Genomic DNA, 24,527 nt, shown 5'->3' with positions numbered 1-24,527 from the left:
AAAATACTATGGCAACAGAAGGAAAAAATCTTTCAAACTACGATAAGAACAAAATCCCAAACGCGAAGGAATTCAGGTTTGGGATTGTTGTTTCTGAATGGAATGAAAATATCACGGAAAACATGTGCCAGGGCGCTATAAAGGTGCTTCTGGAAAATGAGGTGTTGGAGAGAAAAATTGTTCGCTGGAATGTTCCCGGAAGTTTTGAATTGATCTACGGGTGTAAAAAAATGCAGGAATCCTACGACATGCTCGATGCTATTATTGCAATTGGTAGTGTGATCGAAGGGGAAACCAAACATTTTGATTTTGTTTGTGAAGCTGTTTCCCAGGGGATCAAAGATCTCAATGTGCAAAGCGACATTCCTGTGATCTTTTGTGTTTTGACAGATCATAATATGCAACAGGCTATTGACCGCTCGGGAGGGAAGCACGGGAATAAAGGTGCTGAGGCGGCTGTAGCGGCTATTAAAATGGCACAACTTCGCAAAGATTCCCGCTTGTAATCCTTCTTTTATCAAGGCACTGTTTTTGTGTTGTTGAGTTTGCTCGCCTAATCTTCGGAAATTTTGAGCATTTTTAAGTAAATTTGATGTTTCCGGGAAATAAAGAACAGTAATGCTTAAACTCAATATTTTTTCAGCTCGAAAGAAAAACAATCGGTATAACTATACGCCGCGTTACTATAAAGGTAAGGACACCGGAAATGTTTTTAATTTTGATTCCAAATTCAATAAGTATAGAGAAGCTACCAATGCCATAGATTTTGGCAGCCAATGGAAGCAGGCTCGTGAAAGTAGCCGTCACCGTGGAAACAGGGAGATCAATAAGACGGTACTCGTAATTATAGCCATCCTGGTTCTTATTTTCCTGTGGTTCATAGACTTTGATTTATCAATATTTAGCAATCCTTATTAAATGACAGATGTTATTCATCTCCTGCCCGACCATGTCGCCAATCAAATAGCAGCAGGTGAAGTGGTACAGAGGCCGGCTTCCGTAATTAAGGAGCTACTCGAAAACTCCATTGATGCTGGTGGTACTAACATAAAGATTTTAGTTAAGGAAGCAGGAAAGACGCTCATCCAGGTTACCGATAATGGGAATGGAATGAGTGTTACTGATGCCCGACTCTGTTTTGAGCGACATGCAACTTCCAAAATAAATACAGCCGAAGATCTTTTTAGTCTTAAAACCAAAGGCTTTCGAGGGGAAGCCCTTGCGTCTATTGCGGCGATTGCCCATGTGGAGCTTAAATCGCGACAGGAAGATGATGAAGTAGGAACCTGTATAAAAATAGAGGGTAGTGAGGTCGTGTCGCAGGAAGTTTGTGTAACTCCTGTAGGAACTACAATTTGTGTAAAGAACCTTTTTTACAATATTCCTGCCCGCAGAAACTTTCTTAAAAGTGATACTGTAGAGTTGCGACATGTTATTGATGAATTTCAAAGAGTGGCCCTCGCGCATCCATCCATCCAGTTTTCTCTTTTCCACAATGGGAGTGAATTATTCCAGCTGCCCGAAGCCAATTACCGGCAGCGCATAGTCAACATTTTTGGCGGGAAGACCAATGAAAAATTGGTGCCTGTAGAAGAGGATACCGCAATAGTGAAAATCCACGGATATGTGGGTAAACCTGAATTTGCCAAAAAAGGCAGGGGCGAGCAATTCTTTTTTGTAAATGAAAGGTTTATTAAAAGTCCATACCTCAATCATGCCGTAACTGCGGCTTTTGAAGGACTGTTAAAGGATAGAGCTTATCCAAGTTACTTCCTGTACCTGGATGTTGATCCAAAGAGTATCGACATCAATATCCATCCCACAAAGACAGAGATCAAATTTGATGATGAGCATGCGCTTTATACCATTTTACGCAGTTCAATAAAACATAGCCTAGGGCAATTTAATGTTGCGCCTGTTCTGGACTTTGACAGGGATTCCAGCCTGGATACCCCTTATGAGTTTTCTCAGAAGGGAATAACCCCTCCCAAAGTAGAGGTGGACCCAAATTTTAACCCTTTTCGCACAGAAAGATCGGGAGGTGGATATAACTCTTCAAATTTTCGTAGAGAAAAAGCTGCAGGTAGCTGGCAAAGTCTCTATAATGGTTTACAGGGGGAAGGGAACGAAACTTCTTCAGGAATTACCCAGGTGGAATTTGAAAGCGATGAGGTCACCGGTAATCTATTTGGATTGGGAGATGCAGGAGAAACCGGAAGTACTACATTTCAGCTAAACAAAAAGTATATAGTCACCACCTTAAAAAGCGGAATTCTGGTAATCGATCAACAAAGGGCGCACACCAGGATTCTTTATGAGGAATTACTTAAAAATATTACGGTTACTTCGGCAGTTAGCCAACAGTTGTTGTTTCCGTTAAAAATTCAGTTTTCTACCAATGAAATGGAGCTTCTCAAGGAGATCAAGGATTCCCTGGAGCAAACCGGTTTTATATTTTCAGAAGTAAAAAAGGATTCAGTAGAAATTAGCGGGATTCCTACTTTAATTTCAGAAAGTGAGGTGGAGATCTTGTTGGAACAGCTGCTTTTGGACCTGGAAAATGAAGTGCCGGGATCGGGTTTTTCACAGGTAGACACTCTTTCAAAATCCCTGGCTAGGGGAATGGCTGTAAAATCGGGGACAGTGTTAAACAGTGCAGAACAACAAAATATTGTAAATAGCCTTTTTGCCTGTAAAGAATCTACTTTATCGCCGTTTAATAAACCTGTATTTATTACTTTAACTGTAGACGAATTAGATAAAAAGTTCATGTAAATGGGAAGAATGACCGAAACCGTAAAGGTTCTTTTAATTATTAATGTCATAGTTTATATAGGGAGCCAGGTTTTGGGAGATAAAGCCTATGAGCTTTTTTCCCTATGGTTCATTGAAAATGATAATTTCCAATTTTGGCAGGTGATCACGCATATGTTTATGCATGATCCAAGCAGCATATTCCATATTTTATTTAATATGTATGCTCTGTGGGCATTTGGAAGTCCCATTGAACAGGTGCTGGGAAAGAACAGGTTCCTGTTTTTCTATTTTTCGGCAGGAATAGGGGCGGCCATTATTCATACTTTGGTAAATTATTATCACTTCCAGGCGGGATACAGTGCACTGCTGGACGCAGGAATGGGAGCCGGAGAGGTAGAGCAGTATTTGCGTGAATCTTATGCTTCAATAGTCAGCAACGGCCAGTTTAGTATTCCCGAAGGGGTGGACCAGAATGTTTTGAGGACCATGTTTCAAACTTATATTACCCCGGTAGTAGGAGCATCGGGCGCAATATATGGTATACTGGTAGCGTTTGGGATGATGTTTCCTAATGTAGAGCTGTTTCTGCTGTTTGTACCGGTACCTATTAAGGCAAAGTTTTTTATTCCGGCATTAATTGCACTTGACCTCTTTTCCGGGTTGACTGGATATTCTATATTTGGAGGAGGGATCGCTCACTTTGCACACATTGGAGGTGCCTTGTTTGGATTTATAATGATGTGGTACTGGAAAAAGAACCAGTTTAACCAAAACCGCTGGGATTAATGAGGAGAAGTAATAATATAAGAGCAAAGATCGAGATGGCTACAGTGAGCGAAAAGCTCATTGCGGTCAATGTTCTTGCTTTTGTGCTGTTTTTCTTTTTTAAAACCCTCGCTTTTCTGTTCAATTTTGAAGCAGACTTTATTTTAGAGTGGCTGGTTTTTCCTAAAGAACCGGGAGAATTCCTTTTTAAGCCCTGGTCGATCATAACTTATGCTTTTCTTCACAGTGGGATATGGCATTTGCTGTCAAACATGTTGATCCTGTATTTTTCGGGTATCTATTTTCTCAATTATTTCTCGCCAAAAAAGTTGCTGAATTTCTACTTTTTGGGAGGTATATTTGGTGCCCTGGTTTACATGGCGAGTTACAATTTGTTTCCTGCTTTCCAGGGAACCGGAAGATCTTATCTTATAGGTGCCTCTGCGGCTGTAATGGCCATTCTTGTTGGTATTGCAACCCATATTCCTCACATGAGGGTTAGACTTATATTACTTGGTAGTATCAAGCTTTGGTGGATAGCCGCTTTCCTAGTGGTTCTGGATGTAATCCAAATTCCTATTTCTAATCCAGGGGGACATCTCGCTCACCTGGGAGGAGCAGGTTTTGGTTATCTCTACGCCAAACAATTAGGAAAAGGCAATAATATCGCCGCAGGATTTGAAAAATTGCTTGACTGGGTAGGTTCTCTTTTTTCTTCTAGCAGTGCTCAAAAGAAAAAGAGCAATCTTAAGACTGTACACAAAAAGCAAACTACAGGGAATACTTCTCCCGGTTATAATACTCGCGCCCGAAACAAAAGAGAGGAACAGGAAAAAATAGATGCTATTTTAGACAAGATTAGTAAAAGTGGTTATGACAGCCTTACCAAGCAGGAAAAGGACTATTTATTCAACGCAGGAAAAGACAATTGATGAAAGGTCTCAACTGGTTTGACAGGTTCTTGTTCTTGCTTAACATACTTTTCGCGGTAGCACTTTTGTTTGCTTATCTACTGCCTTACATTCCTCCCAGTAGCTTTGCCCTGCTTTCGGTATTTAGTCTGGGTGTACCGCTCTTGATCATTATTAATGTCATTTGCCTGCTGTTCTGGGTGTTTAGATTAAAGCCTCAGGCGCTTCTTTCTTTTCTGGTCCTGTTGATTGGTTTTAACCACGTCACTTCGGTATATGAGATTTCTTCAGATGAAGATGGCCTGGTAGATGACAATGTGCTGAAGATCCTTACCTATAATGTGCGACAGTTCAATCAATATGGCTGGGCAGAAGATGTGGATATTCCGCAGAAGATAGCAGCTTTTATAAAAAAGGAGGATGCAGATGTGGTGGCAATGCAGGAGTACTATAAAGGAGAGTTGGATATTGCTAATAGCTTCCCTCACAAGTATATAAAACTAAAAGAAAAGAACGCCGAATTTGGGCTCGCAATATTTTCCAAATTTCCTATTATAAATTCCGGTTCGCTCGACTTTCCAACTAAGAGTAATAATAATGCTGCTTTTGCCGATATTGTTAAAAACGGAGATACAATTAGAGTGGTGAATGTGCATTTCCAGTCTTTCGGAATTAAGCCCGACCTGGGAACTATTGAGAAGGAGCAGTCAAAAAAAGTCTTTCTTGGTATGGGGCAAACTTTCGTGAGACAGCAGCGACAAATGAGACTTGTTAAAGATGTTGTGCTCTCCAGCCCATATCCCACAATAATACTTGGAGATTTCAATAATACGGCTTATTCATACATTTACCAGGAGCTTAGGGATATTGGGCATAATGATGCCTATAAAGAAGCGGGAAATGGCTTCGGAAAGACCTTTGAGCTATATGGGATATTTCCGCTGCGCATCGATTTTATTCTGCCGGAGGAGTCATTGGAGATCCTCACCTTTAGAAATTATGAGGTTCCATATTCAGATCATTTTCCAATCACTGCGACTCTTAGGCTAGGGGAATGAAATTTCCTGCCGCTGTAGATAATTCAGCGCGTTAGGACCTTCATTAAAGATTAAGTCCACGATACTCAAGTCATTCAGAAAACCATATTTCTCCTGAAATACCTGGTTATACGGTTCGAAGGATTGGGTTTGCTTTTTTTTAGCTTCTATAAGAAAACGTGCATCCTTTACTTCTAAAGGTGTTTTAAAGTATTCCCGGGTTTTTTGATAGGTTAGGTCCATTTGCAAACACTCCAGTGTAAGATGAAGGCTGTGGTAATTAAAATCCATCAGAAAGTCGAACTTTTTATGGTATAGCGGGTAGAATTCATCTTCATAGAATTCAAAGAACGGGGAGGTACGATAAACGGTTTCTATTGATTTCCAATGCTGTTTTTGCCATGGAAAATCATTTTCAATTTTTAAATCCCGGTACTTTTGATGCCCAGATTTATCACCGGTATGTTTAATAGGTATATTAAGTAGTAATTTGCCGTTTGCGCCATAGATGTACATGCGGTTACGGTAAGTCTGTTTCTGATAATTATCTTCGTTCTCAAAAACAATTTCTTCTGCATTGACCATTGCCACAAATTGAGAAACAGGTCCAAAGTAGGAGGGATGTAACAGGAGCTTCTGCATCAAAAAAGTTATTTTTTGGTCTTCTTTTTACTGAAGAAACTATATCCAAATAATCCCACTAAAACTACCAGAAAGTAAGGCAAATAAGAAACAGGTTCTCCCTGTCCGCCTACTGTTGTAAACATTCTATCCCATCTAATCTTACTAAGACCTGAAGCATTGGGGTCAAGACTTAGCCATATAAAAACCGGTTTTCCCACTATGTGATTTTCGGGAACATATCCCCAATAACGGCTGTCTTCACTATTATGGCGGTTGTCACCCATCATGAAATAGTAATCCTGCTCAAAGGTATAGGAATCTATAACTGCGCCATTGAGAAGAACCTTGTCTCCACTAAATGTGAGCTTTCTTTGTCTATCCATTTCCAGCCCTTCATAGGTTTCGATAATTTGCCTGTAAAAACCTACCGTTTCAGGAGTGATCTTTACAGTAGCTCCTTTTTTAGGAATATATATTGGGCCTAAATTATCCTGATTCCAGTTGAACCTTTTATTATTCGGGAAGATACCCGCATCTTTCTGTCCCGAAGGATTAACGATCCTTTCGATCGAGGCTACATTTGGATGGTTCTTTAGTCTTTCGTAAGTTTCTTCGGTTAAAGCTTGTATGTAAAATTGATTGGTGTTTGGATCGTGGTAAAAAGCATCTGTAATATCATACATTTTGTACAGGGTATAAGGATCAAATCCCTGGCCTTTTGTAGTCCCTGTGTATGAATACTGCGGTTTAGCGCGGTCTGGTAATTCCAAGGGTTGATTGTCTATATGGATCCTGCCATCAATGATCTCCAGGGAATCTCCGGGAAGACCAACTGCTCTTTTCACATAATTAGATTTTTTGTCTACCGGTTTATCGTAACGCTCTCCTGAAGTATCCCTAAACTGGCGTACGGTATCCACCGGCCAGTTGAAAACAACAATGTCATTGCGATCTATATCCTGAAACCCCGGTATTCTAAAATAGGGAATATGAGGCCTGTTCCAATATGATTTAATCCCAAGTACAGGAATGGTGTCGTGGACCATCGGGAACGCTACCGAAGTAATTGGCGTACGTGCTCCATAATGGAATTTACTCACAAACAGGTAATCTCCCACGAGTAAAGTTTTTTCAAGGGAGGAGGTGGGAATTGTAAAAGGCTGCATCACGTAAGTGTGAACTATGGTTGCAGCGACAATGGCAAACAGGATCGAACTTATCCATTCACCTGCAGCACTGCCCGGGTGCAGGCTGCGATTCTCACGGTATTTTACATCACTTACATAATTAAGATAATAGATGTAAAACCCACAGGTGATCACCGCCAGTACCGTGTCTGTAGTGGAAGTGCGGCCAAAGCTACGCACTGTCTCCACCCAAATAACAGGAAACATAATAAGATTCACAATTGGGATGAATAGCAGGAGAACCCACCACCATGGCCGGTTAATGATCTTCATCAAAATAACGGCATTATATACGGGTATAGCTGCTTCCCAGGCTTTGCGTCCTGCTTTTTTGTAGAGTCTCCAGGTTCCTGCAAAATGAATTAGCTGAATTAAAGCGACAAACAGGATCCAGTTTGTAAAAGTCATGAGCGTAGTTTATTTATTGGTATACCGTATGGCTAATCTGTTACATTAAACAGCACATCTTTCATGCTGTAAACCCCTTTTTTATTCTGAAGCCACTCGGCAGCTATAATAGCACCCAGTGCAAAACCATCACGGGAGTGGGCTATATGCTCAATTTTAATCGTGTCAACTTCAGAATTATAGGAAATTGTGTGGGTGCCGGGAACATTCTCAATTCTTTTAGCGGTAACAGGAATTTCATTGTCCGCCGCTTTATCCAGCTGCCATCCGGTTTTTTCTGAATTTTCCATGATCTGTTCTGCTAGAGTAATGGCAGTACCACTTGGAGCATCCAGTTTTTGAGTGTGGTGGATCTCTTCAATAGCAACCTTATATTCCGGAAATTTGCTCATTAGCTTCGCAAGGTTCCTGTTCAATTCAAAAAACAGGTTTACACCCAGGCTAAAGTTGGAGGCGTAAATAAAAGCAGCCTCATTTTCATTGCAAATTTCCACGGCCTTATCATACTGTTTTAGCCATCCTGTAGTTCCCGAAACTACCGGAACCTGTTTTTCAAAGCAGGTCGTTATGTTCTTAAAAGCAGCATCGGGCACACTAAAATCAATGGCGACATCTGCTTTTTGAAGATCTGCTTTTTCAATGTCGTCACTTATCTTTAGAACAATCTCATGACCGCGTTCTACAGCCAATCTTTCAATGGTCTTACCCATTTTTCCGTAGCCTAAAAGAGCTATTTTCATTAAAAATTAAAATTTAAAGTAAGACCATAGCCTGTGGTACCGGTAAATTGATCGTAATCCAGGTTTGGCCGGAGTGAAAGATCTTCACTCACATTGAATTGTTGCAGGTGCGCGTCGACGTTTGCATCAATTATATTAAGTGCATAAAGCCCCAGGGTCACCATTACAGAAACCTCTTTATTTCGTTGGTAAAAACGTTGGGCTTCAATCAGGGCGTCTGTCGAAACCCTTTGTTGACCATTTTCATCATAGAACTCATCATCGGTATTTCCTGCAAGTCTGCTTTTATATGCACTGCGATACCGGTCATATTGCCGGTCATTTTCCAGGTAGAAATATACTCCCACTCCTAAAGCAGTATAAACAATAGGGATTTTCCAGTATTTCCCGTTGTAGGCCTGACCTAGTCCCGGAAGTACTGCCGAATAAAATGCGGCGCGGGCAGGGGAGAGTGGATCGTAAGCTTTATATGCGGGTTCCTCAATGACGAGCTGCGGGTCTATGAGCAGGGAATCCTCCTGTGCAGAAAGCTTCAGGAAAAACAGGGAAAATATTATGGGTAGTATGAGATTTTTAATCTTCACCCTGTATGATCTTTTTAATACGATTTAGGTCTTCTTCAGAAGTAAAGGGAATAATTAGCTTTCCATTTCCCTTTTTTGACACCTTTACATCCACCTTTGCACCAAGTTTTTCTGAAAACTCTTTGATGCTTTTCTTGACATCCCTGGAAACTACGGGAGTGGAGGCTGTTGTTTTCGCTTCAGGTTTTCCCTCCTGCAGGTTTCTTACCAGTTTTTCGGTCTCTCTAACAGAAAGTGAGTTAGCGAGAATTTTTTCATAAACCTCCAACTGGACCTGTGGATCTTCAATATTGATGAGTGCCCTTCCATGTCCCATGCTAAGGAAGCCGTCACGCATTCCCGTCTGCACAATTGGGTCGAGTTTTAGCAACCTCAGGTAATTGGCGATTGTGGATCTATTTTTTCCAATTCGTTCACTTAATTGCTCCTGAGTAAGATTAATTTCATCAATGAGCCTTTGGTATGAAAGTGAAATCTCGATGGGATCAAGATCCTGTCTCTGGATATTCTCAACAAGAGCCATTTCCAGCGATTCCTGGTCATTGGCAATCCTGATATACGCGGGAATCGTTTCCAGTCCAATCAGTTTGGAAGCTCTAAAACGTCTTTCTCCCGATACCAGCTGGTATTTGTTGTAATCCAGCTTTCTTACCGTAATAGGCTGAATGACTCCCAATTCCCTGATGGAAGATGCCAGCTCGCGCAAAGATTCTTCATTAAAACTCGTTCGGGGTTGAAAAGGGTTTACCTCAATGGCGTCCAGCTCCAATTCCACAATATGCCCCACCAGCTTATCGGCATTTTTATCTTCAGCCGATTTAATATCATTTTGAGGATCCTTCAGCAATGCTGAAAGTCCCCGTCCCAAAGCTTGTTTCTTTGTCGCCTTCGCCATCTTCTCCTATGAGTTTTTCTTTATGATCTCGTGTGCCAGGCTAAGGTAATTACTTGCTCCCTTACTGCCGGCATCATAGTTTATTATACTTTCCCCGTAGCTGGGGGCTTCACTTAAACGTACATTTCGCTGAATGATTGTCTTGAATACCATTTCATCAAAATGCTTTTGCACTTCCTCCACTACCTGGTTGGACAGTCTTAAACGCGAATCATACATTGTTAATAATAAGCCTTCAATATCCAACTTGGCATTGTGGATTTTCTGAACACTTTTGATCGTATTAAGCAGCTTTCCCAGACCTTCCAGAGCAAAATACTCACACTGGATTGGTATAATAACAGAATCGGCTGCCGTAAGGGCATTTAGAGTTAAAAGACCCAGGGAAGGCGCACAATCAATAATAACATAATCATATTTCTCCCGAAGGTGCCCAATGGCTTTTTTAAGCATGTACTCCCGCTCTTCCTGGTCAACCAGTTCAATTTCTATTGCAACAAGATCGATATGCGCCGGAATGATATCAAGATTCGGAGATTCTGTTTTCATGATGGCCTCTTCGGCCTTGCAGGAATGCTCCAGTAACTGGTAAGTGCCCAGCTCGACTGTCTCCACATCTATTCCCAATCCCGAAGTGGCATTCGCCTGAGGATCGGCATCGATGAGCAAAACTTTTTTTTCTAACACCCCTAAGGATGCAGCCAGATTTACCGAAGTTGTAGTTTTCCCTACACCTCCTTTTTGATTTGCAACGGCAATGATCTTACCCATTCAATTATTTTGGATTTAAAGGGTAAAAATACAATTTATTGCAGGTATATAAAATTCTTTTGTTAACAGGTTATAAAAGAAAAAACCGGCAGTAACTCTGGAGAGCTGCTGCCGGTTTAAAACCTTAGAATAGAATGTGTTTAGCCTAAAAATCTACTGTTCATTTTCCGCCACTTCGGGCATTAAAATTCCCAGCAAGTAATCCTCATTCAAATATTCCTGTGCTACCTCTTGAATGTCTTTAGAGGAAAGTGCTTTCAATTTTTCTTCGAACTCCAGAATTTCGGCAATATCTCTGTTTTCACGCTCTGCAGTTTCTAATTGTTGCAACCAGTAACGGTTTTGTTTAACCTGTTCCTTATGCTTTACAGTATATGTTTCTTTCAGTTTTGCCATGTCTTTATCCGTCGGTCCTTCTTCCCTGATTTTTTTCACCTCTGCTAGAGCTGCTTCTGTTAATTTATCAACGTTTTCCGGCCCACAGGGAAAGGAGATACTAAAGCTATACGAACCGTATGGTATTTTGCTTAGATTTCCTCGTGCCCCTACACCGTATACTCCCGCTTCTTCTTCCCGGAGTTGTTCTACCAGTTTAATTGTAAGAATCTCCCCCAATGCTCCAATGGCAAAATCTTCTGATGATTCGTAAGAGGTTTCACCACTCCACCTGATGTTTACCAGGCTTTTTGGATCTGTACCTTTATGAACTATAGCTTTTTGAAAAGAATTATCAGGACGAAAATCCGGTGCCCGGTACTCTTCTTTTGCTCCTGAAGATGGCAGGCTTGCCAGATATGTTTTGGAAAAATCTTTTAATTTTTCTTCATCTATGTTTCCTACGAAGTAGAAGGTAAAATCTGCTGCGTTGGCAAATCTTTCCTGATAATTTTTATATGCAAGGTCATAATTCTGCTCATCATATTTTTCAGCAGTTGGGAATCCCATGTAACGTGGATTTCCTTCGTTCCTTATTTTCCCTAATTCGTTCTGAAAGTAAAAGTTTGGATTTGCCATTAGATTTCCGAGAAAACCTTTCTGTTTAGATACAAAGGAATTGTAGGCTTCTTCATCTTTATTGAGGTCTGTAAAATATAAATGTACCAGTTGAAATAAGGTCTCCATATCCTTAGGAGTTGAAGAACCACTTAAATTTTCGGAATAGCTGGAGATGGAAGGTCGAACGGATACAATCTTACCACTAAGCATCTTGCTCATGTCATTTAAAGACAGATCGGCAATTCCTGCTTCAGGTAACCCGCTGTTAGCTAGTGCAGTGGAAAGGTAGGTTTCATCGGACATTAGAGATGAACCTCCCGGGCTGTATGCAGAAAAAAGCACTTCGTCGTTCTTAAAATCTGTTTTTTTATAAACTACTGTAGCGCCATTGCTTAGTTGTAATTTTTTAAAGCCAACTTTTTCATTTTCTATTTCTTTTACAATGCTTCCCGGTTGAGGTGCTTCTGTGATCAAATTTTCACGGAGTTTTTCTTCTTCGTATTTTTCAAGATCGGCGGTCTGCACTTCATTCAGTAGAGCCAATACCTGCTCCTCTTTTACTTGCTCTAGACCTTCTTTCTTAGGTCCGGTTAAGATTACTACCCGATTATCGTCATGAAGAAAACTGGAGATTAGTCCGTTAACATCCTGAAGGTCAATTTCAGGAAGATTTTCTTGAGTGAACTCATACTGCCATTCTATTCCCGGAATTGGAGTGTTATCCAGGAAATGACTTACATATTGATTTACCAATCTGTCGCTTTCCTCTTTGTCTCTGTTTTCATATTGCCGCTCCAAACGCGCCTCATATTCTTTTTTAGCACGATCTAATTCACTTTGGTTAAAGCCATATCGCTTAACCCTTTCATTTTCTTCCAACAAAGCTCTTAATGCCTCAAGTTGCTTACCTTCACCCGTCATAGCAGTAGACTGGTACGCGTCTTTTGTTCGGGCAAATGTTCCGCCATGATATGAAAAGCCATAGGTGAAAGGTGGATTTGGACTATTACGAAGTTCATTGAGACGGTTGTTTATCATTGTAGAAAATAGGCTTTTTACCATTTGAGCCTTATAATCTGCAACTGTAACAATATCTTTAGCTTCCTCTAAATCTTTATAATAAACCTGCACACGACTAAACGGAGCTTCCTCATCAGAAGCTATAGAAATAAAAGTTTCTTCGTGATTTGGTAAATTAAATACCTTTCTTTCCCTGGGATTTTTCACCGGTTTCAGCCTGGAAAAATGTTCTTTAATTTTAGCTTCAATTGTGTTTATGTCGAGGTCACCTACTGCTACCACTGCCATAAGATCTGGTCTGTACCAGTCTCTGTAATAGTTTCTCACAGTTTCGTAATCTGCTCCCTCGATTACTTCTTTTTTACCAATAGGAAGTCTGTTTGCATATCGCGAATTGTACATGAGTTTGGGCAGGTATTCCTGCATCATCCTCTTGTCTGGACCCAACCCAAGACGGTATTCTTCCAGAACTACTCCTCGCTCTCCATCAATTGCTTCTTCGGTTAGGGTTGCATTATGAGCCCAGTCTTCAAGAACTTGAAAACCTTTCTCGAGAGTTTCAGGATTGTCGCTTGGAATAGGTAAGATATATACTGTTTCGTCAAAACTGGTGTAAGCATTTAAATCTGCACCAAACTTTACTCCAATGCTCTGGAGATAATCTACCAGCTCATTCTTTTTGAAATTCTTGGTTCCATTGAAGTTCATGTGCTCGACAAAATGAGCAAGTCCCTGTTGATTATCATCTTCAAGGAGAGAACCGGAATTGATCGCTAACCTCAGTTCAAGCTTATCCTCAGGTTTACCGTTATTTTTGATGTAATAGGTAAGACCATTTTCCAAAACTCCGGTTTTAACAGAGGGATCTGTGGGAATTGTGGTGGATTGCAATTGGGCTTCCTGAGCGGTTAAATTTCCATAAGGAATAGATAAGAAGGCTAATATCCCTCCTAAAATGAGCTTTTTCATTATTGGTTATTTGTTAAAGGATTATTAAAGCTTTCAATATAGTAATTAAAATGACTTAATAGTTTAAATGATTTTTTCTTTATTGAATATTCTGGCGATAATATCCAAAAAAGGTTCCCAAAAATTTATTTTCTGAGAACCTTTTAAAGTAATTCAGAAAGTGATAATTAATTACTTTTTTTAGACTTTATCATCTGCTCCAGCATATCCCACATTTCCTCCGGAATAGCTTCAAGAAGGTTGAACTGTCCTGCACCTTTTAGCCATTCGCCACCGTCAATTGTGATCACTTCTCCATTTACATAAGCTGAAAAATCTGACACAAGGTAAGCAGCAAGATTAGCCAGTTCCTGATGTTCCCCAACCCGTTTGAGAGGAACTTTCTTTGCGAGGTCGAATTTCTCCTTCAGGTCACCCGGGAGTAGCCTGTCCCAGGCACCTTTAGTTGGAAAGGGCCCGGGAGCAATGGCATTCATTCTTATGCCGTATTTTGCCCATTCCACAGCCAGAGACCTGGTCATTGCAAGCACCCCGGCTTTAGCGGTGGCACTTGGCACTACATAAGCAGAGCCTGTCCAGGCGTAAGTAGTGACAATATTTAAAACCGTTTTGTTTTTTTCTGCTTTGTCGATCCAGTGCTTTCCAAAAGCTAAAGTGCAGTTCTTGCTGCCTTTTAAAACTATGTCAATAATAGTGTCAAAGGCATTGGCACTTAGCCGTTCTGTGGGAGAAATAAAATTTCCGGCAGCGTTGTTCAGCAAAATATCCACAGAACCAAATTTTTCGACGGTTTGCTGCAGCATATTCTCAACCTGATCATAATGTCTAACGTCACACTGGAGGGGCAGGCATTCCCCTTTAGTTTCTTCTTCAAGTTGCTTAGCGGTGGTCTCAAGTTTTTCAAGGTTTCTTGAGGTAATGGCAACTTTAGCGCCAAGCTCCAAAAAATATCTGGTCATGGCCTTGCCAAGACCGCTACCACCACCGGTTACAACTATGTTTTTTCCTTTGAGAGCATCATCCCTAAGCATTTTTTGAGTAAAATCCATTATTTAGTTTTTAGTTGTGTTTAAAGTAAAATGTCCTAAAGTAAGAACTGAAAAAAGAGCCGAAAATGTAAATTTAAAATTTAAACTCTACAACCTAAACCTTCCTATCTAATTCTCATCAATTAGAATTTCCAATAGTTGAATGGCTGCCTCGCTTATTTTTGTGCCCGGGCCAAATACCGCAACTGCACCGGCATCGAAAAGGTATTGATAATCCTGGGACGGGATCACTCCGCCCACGATCACCATGATATCTTCCCTTCCATATTTCTTTAGTTCTTCGATCACCTGCGGCACTAATGTTTTGTGACCTGCAGCCAGGGAAGAAACCCCCAGAATGTGTACATCATTTTCTACAGCTTGTTTTGCAGCCTCGGCAGGAGTTTGAAATAAGGGACCTATATCCACATCAAAACCTACATCGGCATAACCTGTGGCTACAACTTTTGCTCCGCGATCGTGACCATCCTGACCCATTTTGGCGATCATGATCCTTGGCCGGCGGCCTTCCTGCTCGGCAAATTGATTAGCCATTTCTCTTGCCTTTTTAAAGGCAGAGTCGTCTTTTATCTCTTTTGAATACACGCCGCTAAATGATTTTATTTGTGCTTTATATCTGCCGAAAGCTTCTTCAAGTGCATCACTTATCTCTCCAAGAGTAGCTCTCTTCCTTGCAGCATCTACGGCCAGAGCCAATAAATTTTCTTCGCCCGATTTGGCTGCAGAAGTTAATTTTTCCAGGACCGACCTAACTTCTTCCTGGTTCCTTTCTTCCCTTAATTGTTTTAGGCGCTCTACTTGTTGCCTGCGCACCGTTTGGTTATCTACTTCCATGGTTACTATAGGATCTTCTTTTTCCCTGCGGAATTTATTGACCCCCACAATAATGTCTTGTGAACTGTCGATCCGGGCCTGTTTAATTGCCGCTGCTTCTTCAATCCTTAGTTTTGGGATACCTTCTTCAATGGCTTTGGTCATTCCACCCAGGTTTTCTACCTCTTCAATAAGTTCCCAGGCTTTATGAGCAATTTTATCTGTTAAAGCTTCTACATAATAACTTCCTGCCCATGGATCCACAGTTTTTGTGATCTGGGTTTCCTGTTGCAGGTGTAACTGCGTATTTCTTGCGATTCTGGCAGAGAAATCTGTTGGTAAAGCAATGGCTTCATCTAATGCATTCGTGTGTAAACTTTGTGTTCCTCCAAAGGCTGCGGCTGCGGCTTCAATCGAGGTGCGGGCTACGTTGTTGAAAGGATCCTGCTCGGTAAGGCTCCAGCCACTGGTTTGGCAGTGGGTCCTTAGTGCGAGAGATTTTTCATTCTTGGGATTGAACTGCTTTACCATTTTTGCCCAAAGCGCTCTTGCAGCTCGCATTTTTGCGATTTCAGCGAAATGATCCAGGCCTATTCCCCAGAAAAAAGAAAGTCTTGGTGCGAAGCTGTCAATGTCCATTCCGGCTTTAAGGCCTTTGCGAATATATTCCAGGCCGTCTGCCAGGGTATATGCCAGTTCTATTTCGCTAGTGGCACCCGCTTCCTGCATGTGATATCCCGAAATACTTATGCTATTGAAGCGAGGCATGTTCCTGGAAGTATACTCAAAAATGTCCGAAATGATCTTCATAGAAGGAGTAGGAGGGTAGATGTAGGTGTTTCGTACCATAAACTCCTTCAAAATGTCATTTTGAATGGTTCCTGAAAGTTGTTCGGGTTTTACACCCTGTTCTTCAGCTGCAACAATATAAAAAGCCAAAATAGGCAGTACGGCACCGTTCATGGTCATGGAAACCGACATCTTGTCCAGCGGGATCTGGTCGAACAGGATCTTCATGTCTTCCACCGAATCTATTGCAACTCCTGCTTTTCCCACGTCTCCTACTACCCGGTCATGGTCACTGTCATAACCTCTGTGAGTGGGAAGGTCGAAGGCAACAGAAAGTCCTTTTTGACCGGCAGCAAGATTCCTGCGGTAGAAGGCGTTGCTTTCTTCAGCAGTTGAGAATCCGGCGTACTGGCGAATGGTCCAGGGGCGGGTAACATACATGGTACTGTATGGCCCCCGTAAATATGGAGGAATACCTGCAGCAAATTTTAAATGAGGCAGATCTTGAAAGGCATAAGAATTTTCAGGTTTAACTGCGTTTTCTACCTTAGTTTTTAGCTTTAAATGCTGAAGATCCTTTCTTCTCATATTCTATTTTTCGCTGTTAATACTTTCCTCTTCCTTAAGTCTTTCCTGTTCGGTTTTTTCTGATAAACGTTTTTCTATCACAGGCTGTAGCAAAGTCTTTCGCGGCTTTTGCTTTACGAAAGGATACAGCTCCAGCTCCTCCTTCATCCTGTCCTGTGGATTTGGATATTTGTTTGTGCCAACCAGCACCAGCTTCCCGGCATCAAATTCTTCCTGTTCCCTCGCAGCGCTTTCAGAAATCTTCTTCTGAATGATTCCTTCCTTTAACTGAGTAACAAATCCTCCACCATTTTCAATATTCTTGAAAATGTCTAAAGCCTTGTCGGCCATTTCGTGGGTAAGCGTTTCGATATAATAACTGCCCTCAGCCGGGTTTGCCACTTTTTCAAAATAACTTTCATGCTTAAGTACCAGCAGTTGGTTACGGGCAACGCGGCTTCCAAAGTCGTTGTTCTTATGGTAAATGGCATCGTAGGCCATATTACATACGCTGTTTGCGCCGCCAAGTACCGCACTCATACATTCGGTAGTGGTGCGCAGCAGATTGACATTATAATCGTATAAGGTTTTGTTACGACGGGAAGGCTGTGCAAGTATATCACAGTCGGTTTTAAGGTTGTACTCGCTGCTTAAAGTAGAAAACAGTAGCCTAAGGGCTCGAAGTTTGGCGATCTCGAAAAAGTAATTTGCCCCCACCGAAACAACAAACTGAAATTTTGCCCTTTTTGACACTTCAGGTTTTTCGTGAATGTGATTGAAGTACTCATTTACATGTGCTAATGCGTAGGCCAGTTGCTGCGGAATGGTCGCCCCGGCATTTTGATAAAGTGCCATGTCAACTGAAAGAAAAGACTTCAAATTTTGACACTTTTGGAGCAGTGAATCGAGCACCCTGTGATCTTCTTTCAGATCTTTATACCAGTTTCCGCTGCGGGCAAGGTTTCCTACAATATCAAACTGAAGAAAAACCCGGGATTCCGGAGTTAGCTGTTCATCCAGTCGAAAAAAAAATTCTTCCGAAGCAAATTCAGGCTTCAGGTAGACAGGAAAACTGGAAAGATCAAGGTTCGAAAAAAGGCCTTTTACATCAACATCTTCCGACGGAAGAATAAACCAAATGCTTTCGGCACCTTTCTTAAGAGCATCAAGAGCTTTTTTATTTGCTTTTTCAGCAGAAGTAACATAGATCTGCTCGGTGATATTCCATTTAAGCGGAGTGCTTAACTGTACTGGTTCGGGAGATTCATCGGGGTGGTAAAAAGGTTTTACGTTGATCCCGTCAAGCGATTTCCAAACCAGAGTTTCATTATAATCGGCACCTTTTAGGTCGTATTGTATCTTCTGTTTCCACTGTTTGGCCGATACTTCTTCAAATTCTTTGAATAAATTCTCTGTCATTTTCATAAAATTAAAAGGACCTCAAAACCGAATTTTTAGAAACTACTCTTCTGCCTCCTTATACTCAATGATAAAGATCTCTTCATTATCCCTCTTCATAAAGTACTCGCGCCGGGCAAATTTCTCAAGTTCAAGGGAATCGTTGAGATTTTCCATAATGGCCTGGTCACCCGAGATCTCGTTGAGGTAATATTCCCTGTTTTTGTTCAGATCTTCGATCTCAAGATCGAGTTCACGGTGAATAAGCCAGGAGTTGCTGTCCAGGAAGAGCATCCAAAAACTAAAGGCCAGCAGCACCAATGTATATTTGTTGGCGATGATGCGTACCCATCTATTATTGCGGATGTCTTTCCATTTCATATCCCGAAATATACAAAATTAGAGTAAACGCTGGCGAATGATCGTTTGAACAATATCAACAGCCACTGTGTTGTAACGATTTGTAGGAATAATGATATCGGCAAACTCCTTTGTTGGTTCGATGAACTGCTGATGCATGGGTTTTAAGGTAGTTTGGTAGCGGTTTAGAACCTCTTCCAGATCGCGACCTCTTTCGGCGATGTCGCGTTTGAGGCGACGAATGAGCCGCTCATCACTATCGGCATGCACGTAGATCTTAATGTCAAACATTTCCCTAATATCGGGATGGGTAAGGATAAGAATTCCTTCCACTATGATCACTTTGCGCGGTTCAATGGTAATAGTTTCTGAAGTGCGGTTGTGCTGCTTAAACGAGTAAACCGGCTGCTGAATATTCTTTCCCGCCTTTAGATCTTTTAGGTGGGATACCAGAAGATCAAAATCTATCGATTTAGGGTGGTCAAAATTTATTTTAGTACGCTGCTCATAGGTGAGATGGCTGGTGTCCTGGTAGTAAGAATCCTGGGATATGACGTCCACTTCTTCGTTCTTCAGCTCTTCGATGATCTGATTAACTACAGTTGTTTTTCCGCTACCGGTGCCACCGGCGATTCCAATGATCAACATATTCTAAATTTTCGGCAAAGGTAATTATTTACCGTTGTAAAAAGTATGTTTTATTTTTTTATGGCAGCCACTTCTTCTTCTGTCACAGGCTCTCTCACGTTATTACCCCAGGCATTGTTGATGTAGTTCATAACATCTGCAACCTCACGATCGCTAAGCCCCAATTGAGGCATGAGGTTATCATATTCCACCCCGTTAACTTCAATTGGACCGCGAAGACCAAATTTAACGGCATGGATGGATTCTTTCCGCTTTTCTACCAGCCAGTCGGAGTTCTGAAGGGGTGGAAATACGCCTTGAATTCCTTCGCCACTCGATAGATGGCAGGAGGCGCAAAAGTTGTTATAGAGTTGTGCCCCCCTGGAAATACTCTCTTTCATTTCGGGTGTAAATTCCTGCTGTGAGATCGCAGTTGTTTTTTCTTCTGAATTATTCTTGCAGCTCAAAACCACTACGAGCAGGCAAGTCATTAAAAGTTTCTTCATTACGACTGCTTCGGAAGTATTCTAACTATACCTTTACCTTCAACTGAAACATAAATGTCCCCGGCAGGCGACTGAATTATATCACGTACGCGGCCAATTTGTTCCAGGATCTTTTCCCGTGCAATTACAGTTTTTCCGTCAAGCTTTAAATGTTCCACGTACTGGAACTTAAGCGAGCCAACCAAAAGATCTCCCTGCAGCTCGGGATATTTATTTGATGTTACATGTACAAAACCACTTGGAGCAATAGAAGGAACCCAATAATAAAGCGGATCTTCAAAATCTGGTCCTGAAGTTTCATCTGTAAAGGAAGTTCCATCATAGTTAATTCCGTAGCTTACCAATGGCCAGCCATAGTTTGCTCCTTTTTTTACAGCATTGATCTCGTCACCTCCCTGTGGACCATGTTCATGCACCCATACCTCGCCGGTCTCTTCATTGTAGATCATCCCCTGCGGATTCCTGTGGCCGTATGAATAAACTGCTTCTACTGCATTTTCCCTTCCCACAAAAGGATTGTCCTGTGGGATGCTGCCGTCAAGGTTGAGTCTGTAAACTTTTCCGCCGTCACGGGTGAGGTCCTGTGGATTCACATCGCGGTCCCCACGGTCCCCAATACTAAAGAATAAATGCCCCTGCCCGTCAAAAGAAATCCGGGAACCAAAATGTTGTCCGCGGGTGGTGTTGGGAGTGGCTTTATAAAGAACTTCTTTACTAGTAAGTTGATTGTTCTCCAGTTTTGCACGCATTAAAGCAGTGTTTCCTCCTTCGCCTTCGCCTTCTTCAGAAGCGTAAGTAAAATATATCCAGCCGTCGCTCTCATAATTAGGACCTACGGCTACATCAAGAAATCCTCCCTGGCCACGGTTGTATACCTGAGGAGCTCCTTTTACCAGTTGCTTTTGACCGTTGTGAAAGTGGATAAGATCTCCGTTTTTCTCTGTAATAAGCATGCTGCCATCGGGCAGGAAGTCCATCCCCCATGCGATGTCAAGATCGGGAACTACGACTTCATATTCGTATTCTTCTGTGGTCAATTCCTCTTCGGGAATGGTAACAGGAGAATTTTGTACTACAGTATCGTTTTCTGTTACCTGTTCGATATTTTCGGCTTGTTTGCCATTTTCTCCGCAGGCGACAAGGCTAAGGCCGAGACTAAGTATAAAAAGTTTTTTCATCTTAAAAATGTTATCATGGATTGAGACCCTCGCAAAAAGGGAAATTCAAAGATAATAAGAATTTAATGAAGATTCTTAATTGTCAAAGTCCGGGAAAAGAATCAGGCCTTCAGGTTGTAGCACGTGGTACCGACACAAAAACCAAAATACAGGTTTTTTTCCGCCACAGCTTCCGGGAAGGGGGAAATGAAAACTGAAAAAATCTTAGTGTTGGTCTAGTTTTAAAGTGCAGAGAATTTTTAAAAAATCATTTGAGAAGCTTATTCTGCAATAAGAGGAAGAGATAGGCGGGTTAAAAGGCTTCAGTAATAATATCTATCTTTATGATCTAAATTTTTCTTTTTCCATGTTCGATTTTCTGCAGCAAAAAGTCAATGAAACTATCTCAATTAGTGAGGAGGAATTTGAATATGCCAAAACGCTGTTCCTTCCGAAGAAACTACGAAAAAGACGTTTTTTATTTGAAGAGGGGGAACCTTGTATTTATACCACTTTTGTCGAAAAAGGTCTTCTAAGGAGCTATACAATTGATGAAAAGGGAAGTGAGCACATTTTGCAGTTTGCCATGCAGGGCTGGTGGAGTGGGGATCTCTACAGTTTTTTAACGGGAGAACCTTCAGAATATAATATTGAAGCTTTGGAGGATAGTGAATTGCTGCTCATTACCAAAGAGTCCTGGGATCAACTGCTGAAAGAAGTTCCTGCCTTTGAACGTTATTTCCGTATCCTCATTCAGAATAACCTTATCGCCACCCAGCGGCGACTGATGGGCACCTTTAGTACAACGGCCGAGGAGCGTTATCAAAAAATGCTGAAGGAATTCCCCGATGTTATTCAGCGGGTGCCGCTTCATATGATCGCTTCTTATCTTGGGGTGACACGGGAAACCCTTAGTCGTATTCGCAGCCAGATCACTTCGGGTTCGTAAATACCTCTCTAGAAGGTCATTTTTGGCAAATCTTCTTCCGAAGAAATACCAAACTGTTGTATATCAGTGATTTTTATTAAAACTGTGACATAGATCACATCCATTTATTATCATAGGTCATTGGTCACGGGAAACTGTGCCTGTAAATTTGTGCTGTAATTAATCATTAACATATAAAATAAAAAATATGGCAAGTACAAAATGGAACATTGATCCAACACACAGTGAAGTGACTTTTAAAGTAAAGCACCTTATGATCTCAACCGTTACCGGGAAATTCAAGGTTTTTGAAGGAGCGGCCGAGAGTGAAGGAGAGGAATTTAAAAAGGTTAATGACATTGAGTTTAAGGCAGATGTAAAATCTATAGACACCAGCAATGATCAAAGAGATGAGCACCTTAGATCTGGTGATTTCTTTGAGGTGGAAAACCATCCTTACCTTGTTTTTAAAGCCGACAGTTTCAATGTGAATGACGATACAGTTGAAGGACAGCTTACAATTAAGGACGTAACAAAAACTGTCTCTTTTGATGTTGAATATGGAGGGGAAGTTGTAGATCCTTACGGACAAACCAAAGCCGGACTTACTGTATCGGGGAAAATTAGCCGAAAAGAATTCGGTTTGACCTATCATGCAGTTACCGAAGCAGGAAATGTGGTTTTGGGAGACCAGATTAAAATAAATGTTGAGGTACAGTTCGTAAAAGTAGCATAAGCTCACATCGCAAAGGGAGAAAACTTATTTCTGAAAGTAATTAGTAAGATGGGAAAGAAGACAGTAGCAATTATTGGAGAAAGTGGGGAATTTTGTCCTGCTTTGGCAATGGCAGCTGTGCAGCAGGACTTGCGCCTGCTGTTCATCTCCCGCGATGAAACGAAAAAATCAATATTAGAGAAGCGGCTGGGGGATCTGGATGTACCGGCCGAAGTTGAATTCACAACTTGTGAGAAAGATGGTTGCTGGGAGGCAGATGCTATCGCTTTTATCCAACCAGAGGAGATCGAACCAAAGCTGCTGGATAGGATAAAGCAGGTTTCCACTCAAAAAATTGTTCTGGTAATTTTTCATCCCGGGAAGTTAAAAAACAAAGAATTTTGCTTTCAGGACCTGCTTCCTTACTCCAGAATAGTGGAGTTGGAAATAAAAGGTTCAGATTTTCATATTTTTGGGAGGAATAAAGAAGCAAAAGAAATCGTGCAGAACTTTTTTAAAGCTGCAGGTTATCATCAAAAAGAGTAATTATGGAAGTAAAAATTTGGTCGGACGTTAGATGTCCTTTCTGTTACATTGGCAAAAGAAAATTTGAGGCTGCGCTGGAGCAATTTCCGGAAAAAGATAAGGTAAAGATCACCTGGAAAAGTTTTCAGTTAGACCCAACGCTGGAAACGCGTGCAGACATGAATTCTATCGATTATTTCGTCGAAGCAAAAGGTGTTTCCAAAGAGCAGGCAAGGCAAATGTTTAGCCGGGCTACTCAAATGGCTAAGGAAGTGGGGCTGGATTTTAACCTCGAAGATTCTGTGCTGGCAAATTCTTTTAGAGCGCATAAGTTGATCCAGATGGCTAAATCTGAAGGTTTGGGCGACGAAATAGAAGAAGCTTTGTTTAAAGCACATTTTGAAGATGCAAAAAATATTGATTATCCCGAAGTTCTGGTTGAAATAGCTGCTTCTATTGGGATGGATGCTGCTGAAGTGAAACAGATGCTTGAATCTGATGATTTTAATTATGAGGTTAAGCAGGATGAAATGGAGGCGAGAAATATTGGGGTAACGGGCGTTCCTTTCTTTGTCTTTGATGATCGATACGCTGTTTCGGGAGCACAACCCACAGAAGCTTTTTTGCAGACCCTTGAAAAGGCAATGAATGACAAACAATAAATCCATTAACAATTAAAACCAACAAAATGAAACAAATATTTGCTTTTCTATTTATCGCTTTTTTAAGCACAACTATTTCTGCTCAAACCACCTGGAAAGCCGATAAGGCCCACTCTCAGGTTTCTTTCGGCATCACTCACCTTGGCATTTCGGAAGTGGAAGGTCGTTTCAACGAATTTGATGCTACTATAGAAACTTCAAATGAAGATCTTAGTGATGCTAAATATACTGTAGAAATTCAGGTGCCTTCTATTGACACCGGAGTTGAGAAAAGAGACAGTCACTTAAAAAGTGCCGACTTTTTTGATGCTGAAAAGTATCCAAAAATGACATTTGTGAGTACTTCTTCAGAAAAAGTGGGAGAAGGGAAATTTAAAGTAAAGGGAGATCTAACTTTCCATGGAATCACTAAACCTGTAACTCTTGATGTTTGGCATCGGGGCACAATTACAAATCAAAATGGAGAATTAATTTCGGGGTTCGCGATTACTGGAGATGTAAATAGATCGGATTTTAACCTGGGGCCAAAATTCCCTGAAGCTGTCTTGAGCGACAAGGTAGTTATCGACGTTGACGCTGAGTTTAAGAAGCAATAAATTTTAATAAAATTGTGTGTTTAAAATAACATTTTGAAGCCCCGCAATTGCGGGGCTTTTTGTTTTTAATGCAAATTTCGGATGATGAATGGTGAGTTTATTAATGTGTTAAGGGTGCGTAGCTCAAAGATTTAGCTTATATAAGTCTACAGGATTGACTGTGGAAATTCT

At 41.2% G+C, this 24,527-nt stretch carries 25 protein-coding genes; 11 read left to right on the top strand and 14 right to left on the bottom strand.

The genetic code is table 11. From position 1 onward, the window contains the following. Positions 1–8 precede the first annotated feature (8 nt). From ribH to LA313_RS15995, 6 genes are all read left to right on the top strand, one after another. Positions 9–506, top strand: coding sequence for a 6,7-dimethyl-8-ribityllumazine synthase (gene ribH, locus LA313_RS16020; RefSeq protein WP_228916804.1), 498 nt, complete (start codon positions 9–11; stop codon positions 504–506). A gap of 112 nt (positions 507–618) precedes the next feature. Further along, positions 619–918 (top strand): hypothetical protein, encoded by a 300-nt coding sequence (locus LA313_RS16015; RefSeq protein ID WP_228916802.1) that lies wholly within the window; start codon positions 619–621, stop codon positions 916–918. Further along, entirely contained in the window at positions 919–2,775 is a 1,857-nt protein-coding gene (gene mutL, locus LA313_RS16010) for a DNA mismatch repair endonuclease MutL (RefSeq protein WP_228916801.1), read from the top strand. Next, complete coding sequence (locus LA313_RS16005; RefSeq protein ID WP_228916799.1) at positions 2,776–3,543, top strand: rhomboid family intramembrane serine protease; 768 nt, start codon at positions 2,776–2,778, stop codon at positions 3,541–3,543. Further along, positions 3,543–4,454 carry a rhomboid family intramembrane serine protease gene (locus LA313_RS16000; RefSeq protein WP_228916798.1) on the top strand — a complete coding sequence of 304 codons (912 nt, stop codon included), beginning with the start codon at positions 3,543–3,545 and terminating at the stop codon, positions 4,452–4,454. Before LA313_RS16005 ends, LA313_RS16000 begins: the two co-directional genes overlap by 1 nt. Beyond that, positions 4,454–5,491, top strand: coding sequence for an endonuclease/exonuclease/phosphatase family protein (locus LA313_RS15995; protein ID WP_228916796.1), 1,038 nt, complete (start codon positions 4,454–4,456; stop codon positions 5,489–5,491). The genes LA313_RS16000 and LA313_RS15995 overlap by 1 nt, the downstream gene beginning before the upstream one ends. Here LA313_RS15995 and LA313_RS15990 read toward each other — a convergent pair. The 14 genes from LA313_RS15990 to LA313_RS15925 form a co-directional block, all read right to left on the bottom strand. After that, complete coding sequence (locus tag LA313_RS15990; RefSeq protein WP_228916794.1) at positions 5,480–6,112, bottom strand: WbqC family protein; 633 nt, start codon at positions 6,110–6,112, stop codon at positions 5,480–5,482. The genes LA313_RS15995 and LA313_RS15990 overlap by 12 nt on opposite strands. An 8-nt stretch (positions 6,113–6,120) precedes the next feature. Beyond that, positions 6,121–7,689 (bottom strand): signal peptidase I, encoded by a 1,569-nt coding sequence (gene lepB / locus LA313_RS15985; protein WP_228916792.1) that lies wholly within the window; start codon positions 7,687–7,689, stop codon positions 6,121–6,123. A gap of 32 nt (positions 7,690–7,721) precedes the next feature. Then, positions 7,722–8,429, bottom strand: coding sequence for a 4-hydroxy-tetrahydrodipicolinate reductase (gene dapB / locus LA313_RS15980; RefSeq protein WP_228916790.1), 708 nt, complete (start codon positions 8,427–8,429; stop codon positions 7,722–7,724). Continuing rightward, positions 8,429–9,013: a DUF5683 domain-containing protein gene (locus LA313_RS15975; RefSeq protein WP_228916788.1), complete on the bottom strand. Its 585-nt coding sequence runs from the start codon at positions 9,011–9,013 to the stop codon at positions 8,429–8,431. Before LA313_RS15975 ends, dapB begins: the two co-directional genes overlap by 1 nt. Beyond that, positions 9,003–9,908 (bottom strand): ParB/RepB/Spo0J family partition protein, encoded by a 906-nt coding sequence (locus LA313_RS15970; protein ID WP_228916786.1) that lies wholly within the window; start codon positions 9,906–9,908, stop codon positions 9,003–9,005. Before LA313_RS15970 ends, LA313_RS15975 begins: the two co-directional genes overlap by 11 nt. 6 nt (positions 9,909–9,914) lie before the next feature. After that, complete coding sequence (locus LA313_RS15965) at positions 9,915–10,679, bottom strand: ParA family protein (protein WP_228916784.1); 765 nt, start codon at positions 10,677–10,679, stop codon at positions 9,915–9,917. A 153-nt stretch (positions 10,680–10,832) separates the two neighbouring features. Further along, positions 10,833–13,664, bottom strand: a complete 2,832-nt coding sequence (locus LA313_RS15960) for a M16 family metallopeptidase (protein WP_228916781.1) — start codon at positions 13,662–13,664, stop codon at positions 10,833–10,835. Between the two features lie 167 nt (positions 13,665–13,831). Continuing rightward, positions 13,832–14,713 carry an SDR family oxidoreductase gene (locus tag LA313_RS15955; RefSeq protein WP_228916780.1) on the bottom strand — a complete coding sequence of 294 codons (882 nt, stop codon included), beginning with the start codon at positions 14,711–14,713 and terminating at the stop codon, positions 13,832–13,834. A 108-nt stretch (positions 14,714–14,821) separates the two neighbouring features. Next, positions 14,822–16,903, bottom strand: a complete 2,082-nt coding sequence (gene scpA / locus LA313_RS15950) for a methylmalonyl-CoA mutase (protein ID WP_228916778.1) — start codon at positions 16,901–16,903, stop codon at positions 14,822–14,824. Positions 16,904–16,906: 3 nt separating this feature from the next. Further along, complete coding sequence (locus LA313_RS15945) at positions 16,907–18,301, bottom strand: methylmalonyl-CoA mutase subunit beta (RefSeq protein WP_228916776.1); 1,395 nt, start codon at positions 18,299–18,301, stop codon at positions 16,907–16,909. Positions 18,302–18,343: 42 nt separating this feature from the next. After that, positions 18,344–18,661, bottom strand: a complete 318-nt coding sequence (locus tag LA313_RS15940) for an FtsB family cell division protein (RefSeq protein ID WP_228916775.1) — start codon at positions 18,659–18,661, stop codon at positions 18,344–18,346. A gap of 18 nt (positions 18,662–18,679) precedes the next feature. Further along, positions 18,680–19,288 (bottom strand): uridine kinase, encoded by a 609-nt coding sequence (gene udk / locus LA313_RS15935; protein WP_228916772.1) that lies wholly within the window; start codon positions 19,286–19,288, stop codon positions 18,680–18,682. Between the two features lie 50 nt (positions 19,289–19,338). Next, on the bottom strand, positions 19,339–19,773 hold the full coding sequence (locus tag LA313_RS15930; RefSeq protein WP_228916769.1) for a c-type cytochrome: 435 nt from the start codon (positions 19,771–19,773) through the stop codon (positions 19,339–19,341). Next, entirely contained in the window at positions 19,773–20,951 is a 1,179-nt protein-coding gene (locus tag LA313_RS15925) for a PQQ-dependent sugar dehydrogenase (RefSeq protein ID WP_228916767.1), read from the bottom strand. The genes LA313_RS15930 and LA313_RS15925 overlap by 1 nt, the downstream gene beginning before the upstream one ends. A 346-nt stretch (positions 20,952–21,297) precedes the next feature. On the opposite strand from LA313_RS15925, the gene LA313_RS15920 reads away from it, so the two are divergent. From LA313_RS15920 to LA313_RS15900, 5 genes are all read left to right on the top strand, one after another. Further along, positions 21,298–21,879 (top strand): Crp/Fnr family transcriptional regulator, encoded by a 582-nt coding sequence (locus LA313_RS15920; RefSeq protein WP_228916766.1) that lies wholly within the window; start codon positions 21,298–21,300, stop codon positions 21,877–21,879. 187 nt (positions 21,880–22,066) lie between these two features. Beyond that, positions 22,067–22,594, top strand: a complete 528-nt coding sequence (locus tag LA313_RS15915; protein WP_228916765.1) for a YceI family protein — start codon at positions 22,067–22,069, stop codon at positions 22,592–22,594. A gap of 48 nt (positions 22,595–22,642) precedes the next feature. Beyond that, complete coding sequence (locus LA313_RS15910) at positions 22,643–23,119, top strand: hypothetical protein (protein ID WP_228916764.1); 477 nt, start codon at positions 22,643–22,645, stop codon at positions 23,117–23,119. A 2-nt stretch (positions 23,120–23,121) separates the two neighbouring features. Beyond that, on the top strand, positions 23,122–23,760 hold the full coding sequence (locus tag LA313_RS15905) for a DsbA family oxidoreductase (protein WP_228916763.1): 639 nt from the start codon (positions 23,122–23,124) through the stop codon (positions 23,758–23,760). Between the two features lie 26 nt (positions 23,761–23,786). Then, on the top strand, positions 23,787–24,356 hold the full coding sequence (locus tag LA313_RS15900; RefSeq protein ID WP_228916762.1) for a YceI family protein: 570 nt from the start codon (positions 23,787–23,789) through the stop codon (positions 24,354–24,356). Positions 24,357–24,527: the final 171 nt, after the last annotated feature.

This window comes from Salinimicrobium sediminilitoris (assembly GCF_020866905.1).
GTDB classification, from domain to species: Bacteria; Bacteroidota; Bacteroidia; order Flavobacteriales; family Flavobacteriaceae; genus Salinimicrobium; species Salinimicrobium sediminilitoris.
The sequence above is the reverse complement of the archived record's forward strand: the minus strand, read 5'-3'. Positions and strand labels throughout refer to the sequence as shown.

Bases quoted from the DNA above. Each gene is read 5' to 3' on its own strand.
- LA313_RS15920 (WP_228916766.1), top strand. From the start codon at position 21,298: ATGTTCGATTTTCTGCAGCAAAAAGTCAATGAAACTATCTCAATTAGT.
- mutL (WP_228916801.1), top strand. From the start codon at position 919: ATGACAGATGTTATTCATCTCCTGCCCGACCATGTCGCCAATCAAATA.
- LA313_RS15930 (WP_228916769.1), bottom strand. From the start codon at position 19,773: ATGAAGAAACTTTTAATGACTTGCCTGCTCGTAGTGGTTTTGAGCTGC.
- LA313_RS15960 (WP_228916781.1), bottom strand. From the start codon at position 13,664: ATGAAAAAGCTCATTTTAGGAGGGATATTAGCCTTCTTATCTATTCCT.
- LA313_RS15970 (WP_228916786.1), bottom strand. From the start codon at position 9,908: ATGGCGAAGGCGACAAAGAAACAAGCTTTGGGACGGGGACTTTCAGCA.
- LA313_RS15995 (WP_228916796.1), top strand. From the start codon at position 4,454: ATGAAAGGTCTCAACTGGTTTGACAGGTTCTTGTTCTTGCTTAACATA.
- ribH (WP_228916804.1), top strand. From the start codon at position 9: ATGGCAACAGAAGGAAAAAATCTTTCAAACTACGATAAGAACAAAATC.
- dapB (WP_228916790.1), bottom strand. From the start codon at position 8,429: ATGAAAATAGCTCTTTTAGGCTACGGAAAAATGGGTAAGACCATTGAA.
- LA313_RS16015 (WP_228916802.1), top strand. From the start codon at position 619: ATGCTTAAACTCAATATTTTTTCAGCTCGAAAGAAAAACAATCGGTAT.
- LA313_RS15900 (WP_228916762.1), top strand. From the start codon at position 23,787: ATGAAACAAATATTTGCTTTTCTATTTATCGCTTTTTTAAGCACAACT.
- LA313_RS15965 (WP_228916784.1), bottom strand. From the start codon at position 10,679: ATGGGTAAGATCATTGCCGTTGCAAATCAAAAAGGAGGTGTAGGGAAA.
- LA313_RS15955 (WP_228916780.1), bottom strand. From the start codon at position 14,713: ATGGATTTTACTCAAAAAATGCTTAGGGATGATGCTCTCAAAGGAAAA.
- udk (WP_228916772.1), bottom strand. From the start codon at position 19,288: ATGTTGATCATTGGAATCGCCGGTGGCACCGGTAGCGGAAAAACAACT.
- LA313_RS15910 (WP_228916764.1), top strand. From the start codon at position 22,643: ATGGGAAAGAAGACAGTAGCAATTATTGGAGAAAGTGGGGAATTTTGT.
- LA313_RS15945 (WP_228916776.1), bottom strand. From the start codon at position 18,301: ATGACAGAGAATTTATTCAAAGAATTTGAAGAAGTATCGGCCAAACAG.
- LA313_RS16000 (WP_228916798.1), top strand. From the start codon at position 3,543: ATGAGGAGAAGTAATAATATAAGAGCAAAGATCGAGATGGCTACAGTG.
- LA313_RS15925 (WP_228916767.1), bottom strand. From the start codon at position 20,951: ATGAAAAAACTTTTTATACTTAGTCTCGGCCTTAGCCTTGTCGCCTGC.
- LA313_RS15915 (WP_228916765.1), top strand. From the start codon at position 22,067: ATGGCAAGTACAAAATGGAACATTGATCCAACACACAGTGAAGTGACT.
- scpA (WP_228916778.1), bottom strand. From the start codon at position 16,903: ATGAGAAGAAAGGATCTTCAGCATTTAAAGCTAAAAACTAAGGTAGAA.
- lepB (WP_228916792.1), bottom strand. From the start codon at position 7,689: ATGACTTTTACAAACTGGATCCTGTTTGTCGCTTTAATTCAGCTAATT.
- LA313_RS15905 (WP_228916763.1), top strand. From the start codon at position 23,122: ATGGAAGTAAAAATTTGGTCGGACGTTAGATGTCCTTTCTGTTACATT.
- LA313_RS15990 (WP_228916794.1), bottom strand. From the start codon at position 6,112: ATGCAGAAGCTCCTGTTACATCCCTCCTACTTTGGACCTGTTTCTCAA.
- LA313_RS15940 (WP_228916775.1), bottom strand. From the start codon at position 18,661: ATGAAATGGAAAGACATCCGCAATAATAGATGGGTACGCATCATCGCC.
- LA313_RS16005 (WP_228916799.1), top strand. From the start codon at position 2,776: ATGGGAAGAATGACCGAAACCGTAAAGGTTCTTTTAATTATTAATGTC.